Source organism: Priestia sp. 40 (assembly GCF_049368575.1).
GTDB lineage: Bacteria > Bacillota > Bacilli > Bacillales > Bacillaceae_H > Priestia > Priestia zanthoxyli.
The window spans coordinates 54140-68148 of record NZ_JBMPZA010000025.1; the positions used below are offsets into that span (position 1 = coordinate 54140).

13 protein-coding genes and 1 pseudogene are annotated in these 14009 nt (G+C 40.7%); 3 read left to right on the top strand and 11 right to left on the bottom strand.

Annotated elements, in window-relative coordinates:
• Window positions 1-233 precede the first annotated feature (233 nt).
• Entirely contained in the window at window positions 234-602 is a 369-nt protein-coding gene (locus ACO1DI_RS25030) for a PilZ domain-containing protein (protein ID WP_115653295.1), read from the top strand.
• A 37-nt stretch (window positions 603-639) separates the two neighbouring features.
• The gene (locus ACO1DI_RS25035; RefSeq protein WP_423145688.1) at window positions 640-1512 is read left to right on the top strand and encodes an LCP family protein; all 873 of its coding nucleotides are present in this window, start codon (window positions 640-642) and stop codon (window positions 1510-1512) included.
• A 50-nt stretch (window positions 1513-1562) separates the two neighbouring features.
• Here ACO1DI_RS25035 and ACO1DI_RS25040 read toward each other — a convergent pair whose 3' ends face one another.
• From ACO1DI_RS25040 to ACO1DI_RS25070, 7 genes and pseudogenes are all read right to left on the bottom strand, one after another.
• Window positions 1563-2207 (bottom strand): cupin domain-containing protein, encoded by a 645-nt coding sequence (locus ACO1DI_RS25040; RefSeq protein ID WP_014461158.1) that lies wholly within the window; start codon window positions 2205-2207, stop codon window positions 1563-1565.
• A 110-nt stretch (window positions 2208-2317) separates the two neighbouring features.
• Window positions 2318-3640 (bottom strand): MATE family efflux transporter, encoded by a 1323-nt coding sequence (locus tag ACO1DI_RS25045; RefSeq protein ID WP_205689713.1) that lies wholly within the window; start codon window positions 3638-3640, stop codon window positions 2318-2320.
• Window positions 3641-3702: 62 nt separating this feature from the next.
• Window positions 3703-4836 carry a DUF2087 domain-containing protein gene (locus ACO1DI_RS25050; RefSeq protein WP_423145689.1) on the bottom strand — a complete coding sequence of 378 codons (1134 nt, stop codon included), beginning with the start codon at window positions 4834-4836 and terminating at the stop codon, window positions 3703-3705.
• 59 nt (window positions 4837-4895) lie between these two features.
• Window positions 4896-5140 (bottom strand): annotated as a pseudogene (locus tag ACO1DI_RS25055) (hypothetical protein).
• Between the two features lie 106 nt (window positions 5141-5246).
• On the bottom strand, window positions 5247-5699 hold the full coding sequence (locus tag ACO1DI_RS25060; RefSeq protein ID WP_243548946.1) for a VOC family protein: 453 nt from the start codon (window positions 5697-5699) through the stop codon (window positions 5247-5249).
• A 268-nt stretch (window positions 5700-5967) separates the two neighbouring features.
• Window positions 5968-6831, bottom strand: coding sequence for a GRP family sugar transporter (locus ACO1DI_RS25065; RefSeq protein ID WP_014461163.1), 864 nt, complete (start codon window positions 6829-6831; stop codon window positions 5968-5970).
• Window positions 6832-7184: 353 nt separating this feature from the next.
• Window positions 7185-8162, bottom strand: coding sequence for a carbohydrate kinase family protein (locus ACO1DI_RS25070; protein WP_014461164.1), 978 nt, complete (start codon window positions 8160-8162; stop codon window positions 7185-7187).
• Window positions 8163-8616: 454 nt separating this feature from the next.
• On the opposite strand from ACO1DI_RS25070, the gene ACO1DI_RS25075 reads away from it, so the two are divergent.
• Window positions 8617-8943: a cyclic-phosphate processing receiver domain-containing protein gene (locus ACO1DI_RS25075; RefSeq protein ID WP_014461165.1), complete on the top strand. Its 327-nt coding sequence runs from the start codon at window positions 8617-8619 to the stop codon at window positions 8941-8943.
• Window positions 8944-9159: 216 nt separating this feature from the next.
• On the opposite strand, the gene ACO1DI_RS25080 is transcribed toward ACO1DI_RS25075, so the two are convergent.
• The 4 genes from ACO1DI_RS25080 to nirB all read right to left on the bottom strand — a co-directional run bounded on the left by ACO1DI_RS25080 (window position 9160) and on the right by nirB (window position 13622).
• The gene (locus ACO1DI_RS25080) at window positions 9160-9996 is read right to left on the bottom strand and encodes a formate/nitrite transporter family protein (protein ID WP_328171797.1); all 837 of its coding nucleotides are present in this window, start codon (window positions 9994-9996) and stop codon (window positions 9160-9162) included.
• A gap of 24 nt (window positions 9997-10020) precedes the next feature.
• Window positions 10021-10791, bottom strand: a complete 771-nt coding sequence (gene cobA / locus ACO1DI_RS25085) for a uroporphyrinogen-III C-methyltransferase (protein ID WP_328171798.1) — start codon at window positions 10789-10791, stop codon at window positions 10021-10023.
• A 71-nt stretch (window positions 10792-10862) separates the two neighbouring features.
• Window positions 10863-11189: a nitrite reductase small subunit NirD gene (nirD, locus tag ACO1DI_RS25090; RefSeq protein ID WP_208732609.1), complete on the bottom strand. Its 327-nt coding sequence runs from the start codon at window positions 11187-11189 to the stop codon at window positions 10863-10865.
• Window positions 11190-11207: 18 nt separating this feature from the next.
• The gene (gene nirB, locus ACO1DI_RS25095) at window positions 11208-13622 is read right to left on the bottom strand and encodes a nitrite reductase large subunit NirB (RefSeq protein WP_208732610.1); all 2415 of its coding nucleotides are present in this window, start codon (window positions 13620-13622) and stop codon (window positions 11208-11210) included.
• Window positions 13623-14009: the final 387 nt, after the last annotated feature.

Genomic DNA, 14009 nt, shown 5'->3' on the forward strand with positions numbered 1-14009 from the left:
TCAGACCTCTCGAATACTCCCACAAAGGTCCACCTAATCGTAGACGATCAACCCCGCAAGGGGGATCGTCTACGATTAGGTCTAGAATCTCTACCATGGCCGCCCTTTGGTCATGGTAGAGATTCTACATCGATAAACATTATATGGGGGATGGGGAAAAACGTGTAGGAATTTTTAGACTTTCATCGAATACTTACTTAACAAACTTAGATTACGAAAAGGACTGATGATACATGCATTTTAAACGTGAAGAACCGTTTCGCTTTTTATTCGAGACTCCCATTGTTGGAACGTTTTCCATTGCTAAATACGACAACAAAGAAATCGATTCTAAGCCAGGTCCTTTGTCTGTTATCGACCTTTCACCAAAAGGAATCAAAATAATTACGCCGCTTGATTTACCTATTTTCAACCATCAAATTCAGCTAAAAATCAGCTTTTATTTAAATGAAAAACCCATCCATATTACCGGACTTTGCGTGTGGAAAGAAAAACGGCACACCGAATACCTTTATGGCATTGAAGCGTTTAACGATGTGGAAGAACAAGCAATCTTAATTACAGAACTCAAAACCTACGCCAAGAAAAAGCAAGATAAGTAATAAAAATAGCGCTCATTTGTTTTACTCCCCTTTTAAGATGGCAATACTACGAACGACTTCGATAGAAAAAGGTGAGACGATGAGCAGCAAAGCAAAAAAAGAGTGGATTGGCGGTCTCGTACTATTTTTACTCGTCAGTTTTGTCAGCATCACATTTGCAGGCTATCATACGGTGAAAGCTGCCGTTGATCAAACGTATGTACCGCTTGAGCATGGTAACAAAACACACGTCAATTTAAAAAAAGGGCAACCGTTTTCCCTGCTTTTAATTCAAGAAAACCATCAAAATACGTCATTTGTATATATGACTGTTAATAAACAGCATGAATCAATAAAAATGACCCACTTGCCAGGGTCAACTCAGCTCGGCAATGAAACACTGCGAACCATTTATCACCAAGGAAATATGAATGCTGTTGTAAAGAAAGTCGAAACGTATGCAAAGCTTCCTGTTGATTATTATGTCAAAATGGATCAGCAGTCAGTCGTCGATGCTGTAGATAAATTAGGCGGCATTATCGTCACAAACAAACGTGCTTTTGAACATAGCAACATTGTTTTTCCAAAAGGATCGATTCGCCTTAACGGAAAAGAAGCGCTTGTTTTTTTAAAGGAGCGTAATGAGCAAGACATCTTTACTGCCCATGAAAGACAGCTGTCCGTAGCGAAAGCTATTTTCAGTCAAGCAGCTACGATTCCCAATGTTACAAAGCTGCATTCCCTTGTATTTACGCTGGCTGATCACATTGAAACCAATGCAACATTTAATGATATCAAACGGATTCAAAAAACCTACAAACCGGCAGTTTCCCATGTAGATAAGCAGCAGTTTCCGCAAAACGAATGGAACCAAAAACAAGTCACAACGCGACTGCATAAGCACTTAGAACGTGAAGAGCTGTTTTTATAAAAGACGCCTCACGAAAAAACCATTGACCACAGGCTCAATGGTTTTTTATATTACTTATCTTCAGCAGGCACCACTTTTTCATTTATTTTAACCACAATTCTTTCATCCTGTTCATCCTTAAGATAGCTCTTTTGATAAAAAGAATGATTATTAGGGGGTCCAATCACAACTGTATCCGTAATCGGAGCAACGGCTTCTGCTACTTCGCTTGCACTTACTCCGTATGCTTTTTGAAACACGATCGGAGGCGTTAAGCGCAGCACGTCGGATCCTTCTGTAGACTCAAATTGATCGTTGTTAAAAAAGAGATGCAGATGCGCTTCTTCCGATAGCGGTTCGATCCAATGCCACCAGCCCATCGGTATAAAAACAACTTCGCCTTCTTTTATTCGGTAATTGTGCATACTGCTTGTATCAGGGTCCAAAATAGATACCTGCACTTCACCTGAAACGACGACATCTAATTCCCACGCATTTGGATGCCAGTGTGGTTCTCTCATATGCCCTTTCGTCATATATAAATCAACAAAAGCACCTCCGAGCATTGCCGGCAGCTGAGTTGAGGTTAGTTGATACGCTATATTTTGGTCGTTTCGTTTGAACAGGACATTTTGTTTATAGTTCACTGACAGATTAGGCGTTCCTGAGCTTTTTTTGATATTTGAATTATCCGGCACAAATCCAGATTTACTCATAGTGTCATACCCTCTTTTCATTAAAAAGTTATATGCACTATCCTATTAAAACTCTTTGCTAAGGGTGTTTTAATTAGAAAAAATAAAAAACGAGCGTTTCCGCTCGTTTTTTATCCGACAAGACGTTCAATTTTCTTTTTCTTCCATACAAATTGATAATAGCTGTACTGCAGGATTAAGCTGACAACAAACGCCGCTGGATATCCAATCCAAATCCCTTTGATTTCAAGAGACGTGAACTGCGATAACACGTAGGCTACGGGCACTTCCACACACCAAATCGCCATAATACTAAATACCGTAGGCCAAAGCACCGTACCGCTTGCTCGCATCGTAGCGGTAATAATTTGCGCATGACCGAAAATCAAATAGCTCCAAAGCGTTATCACTAACAGCTCTTCGGCAATATGGAGCGTGTGCTGACTTGTTAAAAACAGCGCTAAAATTTGATTGGAAAAGAGATAAATAAGTAAAATCAACACGCTCCCAATAACGTAATTCAGCATAATTCCAGAGCGAATCACTTCTTTTAAACGCTCAAATTTATTGGCACCAATCGACTGCGCCGCAAAAATAGAAACCGCAATTCCTAAGCTGATTGCCGGCATTTGTACATAGCTCGCCACTTGGTTCACCGCTCCGTACGCCGCTGTAGCGTCTGAGCCAAATCCGTTTACAAATGTAATGACCGCAATTTCAGAAAGAGAAACTAAAATCATATTGATACTCGCGGGAATCCCTAAACGCATAAGCAGTTTTAAAAGCGTTCCGTCCATTTTTAACGAAATAGAGGAGTCAAACTTTAACGGATGATTTTTCTTGCGCAAATAAATGATCATAATAATGAACGTTAATACGGTTGAAAACACCGTTGCGTACGCAGCGCCGTACACGCCAAGCTTTGGCACTCCAATCCATCCAAAAATTAAAATTGGAAGAAAAATGAGGTTTAAGACCGTACTCACAACTAAAAAGTAAAAAGGCGTTTTAGAGTCTCCGGTTCCGCGCATAAACGTCGTATAAACAAAGTATAAAAACAAAACAGGAATCGCCACAAACAAAATGCGCGCATAGTGAACCGTTACATCAATAATATTAGCCGGCGTTCCCATAATCCGAAGAATCTCCGGGGCAAATATGCTTCCCAAAACAGCAAGCACAATTCCGACTAAAAAGGTAAAAGTGAGCGTGGTACCGATAATTTCTTTGACGCGTTTTTCATTTTGTGCCCCGTACGCTTGCCCGATTAAAATGGAACTTCCTGAACCAATTCCAATTGAAAACGACACGAGCAGAAAAAACAGAGGAAAAAAAGCGGAAATAGCGGCTAACGCATCAACTCCAAGCGCTCTTCCGACAATAATACTTCCCGCCAGCTGACCAACGGACTGCATGGCATTACTTAACATGAGCGGAATCAAAAACACAAGCATCAGCTTACTGACGGATTTTTCTGATTCCACTACTTCACTTTTCACATCTTGATTCTTCACACCTATTTCTCCTTTGTATCAGCTTTCGGCGAATGATAGCCTTTTTCGCCGTAAGGCTGCAGCTTCTCTAACCATTTCGCTTCTAGTTTTAGCAAATCCTTTTTTGAAAGTGCTTTTTCTTCTTCTCTTTTAATCGTTTCCAGCATCTCAATTGAAAAAGCATCCGCACCATACGTATTCCACTCATCTTGAAGCTCTTTATTTTGATGAGTGTTCGTCTTTAACGTGAACTTTACGCCGTTTAACGTTTTGACGTTAGGCGTAGAGCCAATGTAAATCTTATCGTTTTGAAGGTTTTTAATTTGATACACGCCGCCTTCTGTTTTTACTTCTTTCGCTAGCTGCTTCATTTGTTTTTTATAGTCTTTCGAATCAGTACTCATCTCTGTCTCTCCTTTTCTCCAGTAGCTGCTTCCGTCTGCGCTGCGCTCTAAGAAACCGTACTCAATTAAATAGCGTCGCAGCACCGCATAATCGTCATAAAAAGGTGTTAACCTATCATTTACTTCTTTTTCGGTATACGTGCTACCAAAATCAAAATGCCCGCTTAATTCTTCAAGAACAACAAGACGGTGTTTTTCTTGCAAATGAAAAGTACGAAGCGGTCCGTTTAAACCTTGAGGAAAATTCTTCGCTAAAATTTTTTCACGCTCTTCATCACTGATGCTGTAGCGCTGACTTCTTCTAGGCGCCGTATTTGTTACGGGTACCGCCTTCTCTTCTTCCTCGTCGTTTAACAGTTCCATCAGCGTTAAAAACACTTTTGCCTGACGCTCTTTTTTCTTTAACGTAAAGCGGTGATTCCGAATGGTGGATGAACTGCCGATTCCCATTTCTTTTTGAATATCACTATCGCTTTTTCCTTCTTTAAAAAACTTCACTAAATTTTTTTGATGATCAGAAAGACCGGTTACCTCTTTATCTAGCCCTATCAAATGATGAAACACAGACCCGTGCTGCTGTTCAACATGAAGCTTCATATAGCGTTTTGCTTCATAAAAAACACCTTCCACCGGATAAATAATGCCTTTTTCAATACTTTCACCGCACAGTAAGCAGTGGTAGTGATCTTCGCTTTCCCCGTATCCTTTTTTCATATCTTCAAAAGATGATTCCCAAAACAAGTCGTTTACCATTTAAATAGACACCTTTCTATTTTGTTTATTAATTTATAAACAAATATATTATATGTTTATTAATATGTCAATTTTACGTTTATGATACATAAAAAGGGTTGAGACATAACGAAATGAATCCAACCTAAAGATGAACAAACGGGATACACGAGCTCGTATAAATCGCTTATGACACCGCAGTTGATTTCCGTGCAAGGCTTCGCTTTCCGCGGGCGGGCGCTGAGCCTCCTCGTTGCTTTCGCTCCTGCGGGGGCTCACCTGTTCCGCTTTTCCCGCAGGAGTCTTCGCCTTGCCCTCCAATCAACTGCTAGAAAGACCTATACATATGAAACCTACGTTTACCATAACTAAAAAAACGAACCGCTAATCAAACACGTTGATCAGTGGTTCGTTTTTCACTTGGGCTAAAATCATTTCGTCCCGGTCTCTTTGTTCCATTCACTTAAATACGGAAAATCCTTAGATACGACAGGCTCATCATTCAAAAGCGTAATTAACTCCAAGCTGTTACCGTCAGGGTCATTAAAATACACGCACGCCGCCGGCATCCACGTATGAACAATTGGCTCTGTCTGCGGCTTTCCAAACGACGTTTCTTCCGGTTCAATACCTTTTGAACGCAGCCACGTTAACGCTTCATGAATATCTGCTGCTTCAATTCCAAAAGCAAAATGACTTCTTTTCAACTCTTTTTCGTCCGTTTCCCAAAGACCAAGCATCTGCTTTTGTTCCCCAACAAAGAAAAAAGCACAGCGCCGCTCTTCAATTTTATGAACAAACGTCAGCCCAAGACGTCTATAAAATTCAATCGAATCCTCCAAATTCCGAACCTTCACATGCGTCTCATAAATACTCTTAATCATAGCCTCTCCTCCATCCTTTCCTACTACTATAAGCCATTTCACACCAAACAGCTTCCTAACAAAGAATGAAAAACAATCAGCCTTAAGAACGAGAAACACTCACACAAACGTACAGCTTGGAAATCCCGAAGAGCACTGTGGGTTTGACTTTGACTTTGAATTTGACTAAGGGTTTGAGGCTACCCCGCAAGGGGTGCCTCAAACCCTTAGGTCTAGAAAAACCCCCATGGCTGCACTTTAGCCATGGGGGTTTTTCTACATGGATAAATTAAGCGTGGGCTTTTGCGAGGCCTATGCAGATACCGCCTGAAATAATCAGTACACTCGCAAGAGATACATAGAATAATTGACGCTTCGTTTTCTTTTCTCCCAAGAAGACAATACCGCCAAAGATAGAAATAACGATACCCATTTGCGATAATGAAAAGCTTGTTGCTACGCCTAGTCTTGATTGAGATAAGAATAAGAACATGTTTCCAGATGCCCAGATTAGACCTGGTAAGATATTACGAATCGTATATTTGTTAAATGGCTTATGTTTGTATGTAATGATTAGACCACCAATTAACATACCGATTGCTTGCGGGAATAAAGCTGCCCATGCGTCTACGTTGAAAATACGTGCGATAACTACGTAAACTAAGAATCCAAGACTTGAAATGATAAGAGTGATAACTCCTTTTTTCGTTTGCCCTGGAGTCCCTTGTGCTCCTTCTTTTTTACCGTCTAATGAAGAAAGCACAACGCCTGCTAGTATTAAAAGAATCGCAATAGATCCAAGGACAATCGTTTGAAGCGTTGACCATTCTTTAAATACAATAACACCAAAAAGAGCTGTTGATACTAATTGCATACCCGTTGAAATCGGCATTGACTTTGAAACCCCAAGGTATGGAACACTTTTAAACTGATTGCTTTGACCTACTGACCAGAACAAACCTGAAACAATTCCGACAATAACAAGCGTTGGCGTTAACACCGGCTGAACAATCATAAACTGAACAAATGAAAGAATCAAAGCTCCAATAATTGTTCCCAGCGTTTGACTGTAAGGTCCACCGCCCATCTTCATACTAACTAAAATCATGCTTCCCCACGCAACGGAAGGAAGAACACCTAACAAAATATCCATCTTTCTCTTAACCTACTTTCCTATTTCTAATCTATGTACGTAGTACGTAATAACTTACTGCTTTTCTTTCACCAAGGGCTACACGCTTGTTCTCTCTCGAATATTCCCCCAAAGGTCTAGAAAATATATAACGTTTTCATAAATAGTGGTAAAACTGCTATTTCTTGCTGCTCGTATTATACTAACACGACCATTTATTATTTAGCTAGAAATTTTTTTGATTATTTTTTAAAAACAGAAAAAATTTTTTTCTTCTTGCTCCGCAGCCTGCTTCTCCCTCTTATGTGATCTGCAATCAGCAGAAACGGACGCCTCTGCTGATTGAAAATAAGATGAGATAAAGCCTTTTCATTTTAGTTAGCTACAGGCTTACAAAATTGCTCTACTACTTCTTTGGCTGGAATTGAACTGATCGCACCTTTTCCAGTTGTCGTTAAGGCACCGCTTGCATTTGCAAAGCGCAAAATAGCATCGTGGTCAGAGTCAAGAATAGCCGTTAAGTTTTCTTGTGACACATCGCGGCTTAATAGCTGATAAAGGAATCCTCCAATAAACGCATCTCCTGCACCTGTTGTATCAACAACTGCTACTTTGTAACCGTTTGATTCATAGACAGCTTCTTTTGTATAAAGCGTTGCGCCTTCTGCACCTTTTGTGAACACAACTACTTGAACGTCACCTGTAAATAGAGACTGAATCGCTTGCTGTTCATCTTCAATGCCTGTGATAAACGCTAGCTCGTCGTCTGAAATTTTGACAATGTGCGCTTGAGGAATAAATTCTAAAATTGTTTGACGGCATAGCTCATGGTCTTTCCACAGTGGAAGACGTACATTTGGATCAAAGCTGATAACGCCGCCTTTTTCTTTCATGCTTTTAATCGCTTTCATATGAGCGTATTTCATAGGACTTTCAACTAAATCAACCGAACAGAAATGAAGAAGATCGTTGCTTGCAAACCAATCAGGGTTAATTTCGTCTTCAGTTAGCAATAAATCTGCTGAAGGATTACGATAGAAGCTGAAATCTCTTTCTCCGTCTTCACGCAGAGAAACAAAAGCTAAAGCTGTGTTCGCTTCTTCTGTACGATAGACCATATCAGTACCTACTCCTACTTCACGAAGCGTATCTACTAGAAAGTCTCCAAACGCATCTTCTCCAACTTTTGTAATAAGCGCTGACTCATTACCGTATGTAGCAACAACTGCCGCAACGTTTGCCGGCGCTCCGCCTGGCACACGCGTAAACGATTCCACTTCTTTTAATTGAAGACCTTTTTGAGCTGGAATCATATCAATTAATACTTCACCGATACTAAATAACTTACCCATTCTATTCACCTTACTTTTCTTTTTTGTCATATTGTCATACTATGTTCCAAAAAATCCTTAAATCAAATTATACGTCCCAACCATCTTTTTCGTAAAGAGAAATTTCCAATTTATTTTAAAAAAATCGTAAATGATCGTTTTTTTCTGACAATCCTTTATTGGCCAAATCGCTTCCATCCCTTGTCAAATCTGGGATTAAAATGACCTTCTTACATAAAGATAGAGGGATAAAAAAAGCAATGTCCAGTTTTAACTGTTTATCTACTCATTTTTCGTTCGACATTTCCTCTCTTATTTCCTGTTTATTCGCCTCAGATATGCAAATAATGATAAAATTTCGTGTTTTTACCCCTATTTAAGAAGGAATAGCTTAAAACGTGTCGAATAGACTTAGGTAGGTATATGACATTATGTATGTTACACTAAATACAAGGCAAGGAAGGGAGAATCAGTCATGAAAATCAATGTTTTTCTAGACGACTATCGCAAGTGCCCTGACGGTCATGTTTTAGCCGAAACGATTGATGAATGTATTGATCTGCTAAGATCATTCGATGTTGAACATTTGTCACTCGATCACGATTTACTCAGCAAGACACGGAATGGATTAATGCTCGTGCATTTTATGGTAAAGCATCATTTATATGCCGATCGAATTACGATTCACTCCGCCAATCATCTAGGCAGCAAAGCAATGTACAACTGCTTTAAGGAAGCTCAAAAAGAGCATAAAATGCCAAACAACATTAAAATTCTAAGATGCCCTCTGCCTCTTCGATGATATCTGCACCCTCACACATTCATTTCAACAGAATCTGTCCGATTCAATTCTCACAGACATCCTGTTTCTATAAAATGAAGAACAATACTGCTTGTTCAATACGTATAGATGTGAATACGCTTTAAGCAGTTTATATTATATAGAAGAAAACCGCTCTAAAATACCGTTATGATAGCTTTAAAAGCAGACTATATGGTACAAAGAGCGGTTTTTTTGCTATTTAGACAGTTTTGCAGAATCCAAATCAGCTGAGAGAGCAGCCGGCTGTTTTTTAACTTCTTTTAGCTGCCTAGCGTTCACGAACCAGTAAATGCTTCCTACAAAAAGTCCTCCCCCTAAGATGTTTCCGAGTGTAACAGGAATTAAATTATGCAATAGTCCAGCAGCCGAAATCGTATCTGGATGCGGAAGCAATAAGGCTAGACCAAGAAACGTCATATTTGCCACGCTGTGCTCGTATCCTGAAGCAACAAATGCAAACAGCATCCAAAAAATAAGCATGATCTTTGCCGCATCGCTTTTAGTGCGCGAAGCGGTCCAAATCGCCAGACAAACAAGCCAGTTGCAAAGGATGCCCCGAAAAAACAATTCACTGACCGGCAAATTCATTTTTTTAGCTGCCATCGCCATAAGTAAATGATTCAGTTCAATTCCTTTAAACAAACCGGTTCCGGTAATTAACAAACAAAGCCCAAACGCACCTATCGCATTTCCGATAAAACACCACGTCCAGTTTTTAAACGTATCTTTCCATGTCGTGACTCCTGATAGCGTACTGACCGTATAAATCATATGATTCCCCGTAAACAATTCGGCTCCTGCAAATACGACAAGCAGGAGAGCAACAGCAAATGATAACCCCATCACAAGAGAAACGACCGGTAAAGAAGCAGAAGCTAAAGGTCCTCCTACCGATAGAGCTAATATAACGCCAAGACCTACGTAAGCACCCGCTAGCACGGCTAACAGCAAATAACTCGGCAAATGATCATTCACGAGCTTCGTTTTTTCACGGGCTAACTCATTCATTAACTGCAGTGAATTCTTAAGCAAAAGTGTTTCCTCCTTTTATTCATCTTAGACGCATACTTTTTCTTCTCTTTTTTCCAAAAACCAAGAAAGAGCAGAAGCTTGCTTTACCACTTCACCAATCACAATCATCGCGGGATTGCTCACTTGCTGCTCAGCAGCCGTGTCTACGATTGTACCAAGCGTACCTGTAACCGTGCGCTGATAAACCGACGTGCCTTGTTCAATAAGAGCGACCGGCGTATCCGCGCTTTTTCCGGCGTCTAAAAGCTGACGGCAAATATAAGGCAAGTTTTTAACGCCCATGTAAACCGCAAGCGTATCAACTCCTTTTGCTAAATGCTCCCAGCGAATACTTTCCGGCTTTCCGCTCAAACAGTGTCCCGTCACAACGGCAAACGAACGGCTCAGCTCACGATGCGTCACAGGAATTCCAGCATAAGCCGGTGCCGCGATGCCTGCTGTAATACCTGGAACGATTTCAAATGGAATTCCATGCTGAGCGAGCACTTCTGCTTCTTCACCGCCTCTTCCGAAAATAAACGGATCTCCGCCTTTTAACCGCACGACGGTATTTCCTTTTCTTGCGTAGAATACAAGCAAATCATGAATATCCTCTTGAGAAACGCAGTGATCACCAGGCTTTTTCCCGCAGTAGACGAGTTCTGCTCCTTCTTTGGCATACTGAAGAAGAACAGGGTTCACTAATCGGTCATATAAAATAACATCTGCTTTTTCTAAACATTTGGCTGCTTTTATTGTTAGCAAATCTGGATCTCCTGGTCCGGCTCCTACAATGTACACTTTTTCTGTTCTCATTTTTGCTTCGCTCCTTTTAGTGTGTCCCCTTGAATTTTTGTGGCGCGTTGAAAATCAACGCGCCGCGCTACTTATTCTTCAATTAAAAGATACAGCAAATCTCCTTCAACAGACGCTTCGTACGTGTTTACACATCCGCTATCAGGCTCTTGTACGTTACCGTCATGCAAGCAAATTTTCCAGTCGTGCATCGGACAAAACACCGAGTCGCCGCTCACGATCCCTTCACTTAGCACCCCGCCTTTATGCGGACAGCGATTTTCAATTGCCCGTATTTTTCCGCTTGATAGCTTAAACACCGCAATTTCTTTTCCGTTTACTTTCACTGTTTTACCAAGGCTTACTGGAAAATCATGAATCGATCCTACGCATACTTTTGTAATGTTTTTATTCACCATCTTTACTTCCCCCCAGCTTTATGATGTGACAACTGTTTCGAACAGCTCTTTTTTCGTCTTTTTGCTTTCGACGATTTCTTTCCAAGGATCACGGTACGTAGATAACGCTTCGTCCATACGCATATTCAGCTCTCTTCTCGTCTCAGCGTCATCAAGCACTGACTGGATGTGCGAAAGTCCCATGCGCTCAATCCATGCAGACGTACGCTCTAAATAATTAGCCGTTTCTCGGTAATACTGCAAATAAGCTCCTGTGATGTCCATCAATTCTTCGTCTGTTTTTACTTTATACAACAAATCTCCTCCCCGAAGATGCGTACCTCCATTTCCGCCCACGTAAATTTCCCAGCCGCCGTCAATTCCAATAAAGCCAATATCTTTAATGCCTGACTCAGCACAGCTTCTTGGACAAGCAGATACAGCCATTTTCACTTTATGAGGCGTCCATAGTCCTTCAAATTTTTTCTCAAGCGCAATTCCAACGCCCATTGAATCCTGCGTGCCAAAACGGCAAAACTGTTCGCCGACGCATGTTTTCACCGTTCGTAGCGACTTACCGTACGCGTAGCCAGAAGGCATATCTAACTCTTCCCATACGCTAGGCAAATCTTCTTTTTTAACACCAAACAAATCAAGACGCTGACCACCCGTCACTTTTACGAGCGGAATTTCATATTTATCAACAACATCTGCAATTTTTCGTAAATCTTCTGCGTTTGTGACGCCTCCGTACATGCGAGGAACAACAGAATACGTGCCGTCTTTTTGAATATTTGCGTGCATGCGTTCATTCACAAATCGTGATTCGCGTTCATCAACGTATCCGGTTGGATTCACCATACCTAAATAATAGTTTAGCGCTGGACGACATTTCGAACAGCCTTCTTCATTGTTCCAGCCGAGTACATTCATCACTTCACGCGTATGCGAAAGACCTTTTGCTTTGATTTCTTCGACAACTTCATCTCGTGAAAGAGTCGTACAGCCGCAAATCGCTTCTTTTTGAGCCGCTGCGTCAAAGTCAGCGCCAAGAGTATGCTGAAGCACTTCCGCTACAAGCGGTTTACATCCTCCGCAGGAGCGAGAGGCACTTGTACAAGCTTTGATTTCATCAACCGATGAGCATCCTTGTTTTTGGATAGCTTCCACAATCGTACCTTTTGTTACGCCGTTACAGCCGCAAATAATATCATCGGCGCTCATGCTTGCTACTAAGCTTTCACCCGCGTTACCGCCAGGTGGCTGTAAAATCGACACTTTTGCGACATCGGATACATCTTCTTGCTTTTGAATCATTGAAAACAGTCGATTTCCGTCGCTGCTGTCTCCAAAAAGAACGGCTCCTACGATTTGATTGCCTCGCAGAACAAGTTTTTTATAAATACCGTCTTGTTCATCGAACACTTTGATTGCTTTTTTCTCTTCATCTTCCGTGAAGTCTCCTGCCGAAAACACTTCAACACCTGATACTTTTAGCTGCGTGGATAAAACCGATCCTTCATAAGGCACTTTTTCTGCCCCGCAAATCGCTTTTGCTAATGCTTTTCCTTGTTCATACAAAGGTGCCACTAGTCCGTATACCATTCCTCTATGCTCTGCACATTCTCCGACAGCGTAGATGTTTGGGATATCCGTTTGCATATAGTCATTCACAACAATTCCTCGGTTTACGTCAAGTCCCGCTTCTTTTGCAAGCTGGACATTTGGCTTAATTCCAACCGCCATTACGACTAAATCAGCTTCTAAAAACGTCCCGTCTTTAAAAGATAATCCTTCAACTCGCTCATAGCCGACGATTTCCGCCGTTTGTTTTTCAAGCAAAAACTTCATGCCTTGTTTTTCTAATTCGTTTTGAAGCAATTTGCCGGCTGTTGGATCGAGCTGACGTTCCATTAAATACGGAGCTAAATGAATTACAGATACGTCCATTCCCAAATTTAACAGTCCGCGCGCCGCTTCTAATCCAAGCAGTCCGCCTCCAATAACCGCTGCTTTTTTATACTGCTGAGAGGCCTGCAGCATTTCATCCGTATCTTTTATATCTCGAAAAGCCGTAACTCCTTTTTTATCAGACCCTGGAATCGGAAGAATAAAAGGAAGAGAGCCCGTTGCTAAAATCAACTCATCATACGATTCTACTCTGCCGCTGTTTGTCGCTACTTCTTTTTTTACTGAATCAATACTCGTAACCGTTTCGCCCGTATATAATGTAATATTGTTTTCTTGATACCAGTTCCAATCGTTTAGCGTAATGTCTTCAACATTTGTATCTCCTTGCAGCACTTTTGACAGTAAAATACGATTATAGTTCGGATGCGGCTCGCTTCCGAAAATCGTAATTTCAAACGCTTCGCTTGAAACCTTCAATACTTCTTCAATCGCTCGAACTCCAGCCATTCCATTTCCAATCAATACGAGTTTCTTTTTTTGCATCTTCCATTCCTCCCCTGGCGTCTATACCTGCTTGTTTCAAAGATATATTTTTCATGCATCTTTAAAGATATATTTAAGATATATGAATTTTCTGAATCGTTCAACTTATGTGTTAGATTACCTAACACAGTTACGATATGTATGCGATTCCATTACTTTAACAGCAAGCAAAAAAAAATAAGTGGTCTAATTACTTTTTAATTTGGATCATCCTTTTCATTTTATTTTGTGATGTTTTTCACAACGTTAATGTAACAAAATGAAATAACCTGAGCTATGATAAAAATCACTCCTAAATGTTGATAAGCAGAAAATAAAAATCTTAAAAGTTCTTTATAAAGAATCAAAAAAATAAACTGTTCTTTATAGTATTTACTATCTCCCTCC

Excerpts from the sequence above, each read along its gene's own strand:
- ACO1DI_RS25035 (WP_423145688.1), top strand. The coding sequence starts at position 640 with ATGGCAATACTACGAACGACTTCGATAGAAAAAGGTGAGACGATGAGC.
- ACO1DI_RS25050 (WP_423145689.1), bottom strand. The coding sequence starts at position 4,836 with ATGGTAAACGACTTGTTTTGGGAATCATCTTTTGAAGATATGAAAAAA.
- cobA (WP_328171798.1), bottom strand. The coding sequence starts at position 10,791 with ATGAGAACAGAAAAAGTGTACATTGTAGGAGCCGGACCAGGAGATCCA.
- ACO1DI_RS25040 (WP_014461158.1), bottom strand. The coding sequence starts at position 2,207 with ATGAGTAAATCTGGATTTGTGCCGGATAATTCAAATATCAAAAAAAGC.
- nirB (WP_208732610.1), bottom strand. The coding sequence starts at position 13,622 with ATGCAAAAAAAGAAACTCGTATTGATTGGAAATGGAATGGCTGGAGTT.
- ACO1DI_RS25075 (WP_014461165.1), top strand. The coding sequence starts at position 8,617 with ATGAAAATCAATGTTTTTCTAGACGACTATCGCAAGTGCCCTGACGGT.
- ACO1DI_RS25030 (WP_115653295.1), top strand. The coding sequence starts at position 234 with ATGCATTTTAAACGTGAAGAACCGTTTCGCTTTTTATTCGAGACTCCC.
- ACO1DI_RS25060 (WP_243548946.1), bottom strand. The coding sequence starts at position 5,699 with ATGATTAAGAGTATTTATGAGACGCATGTGAAGGTTCGGAATTTGGAG.
- nirD (WP_208732609.1), bottom strand. The coding sequence starts at position 11,189 with ATGGTGAATAAAAACATTACAAAAGTATGCGTAGGATCGATTCATGAT.
- ACO1DI_RS25070 (WP_014461164.1), bottom strand. The coding sequence starts at position 8,162 with ATGGGTAAGTTATTTAGTATCGGTGAAGTATTAATTGATATGATTCCA.
- ACO1DI_RS25045 (WP_205689713.1), bottom strand. The coding sequence starts at position 3,640 with ATGCTTGTGTTTTTGATTCCGCTCATGTTAAGTAATGCCATGCAGTCC.
- ACO1DI_RS25065 (WP_014461163.1), bottom strand. The coding sequence starts at position 6,831 with ATGGATATTTTGTTAGGTGTTCTTCCTTCCGTTGCGTGGGGAAGCATG.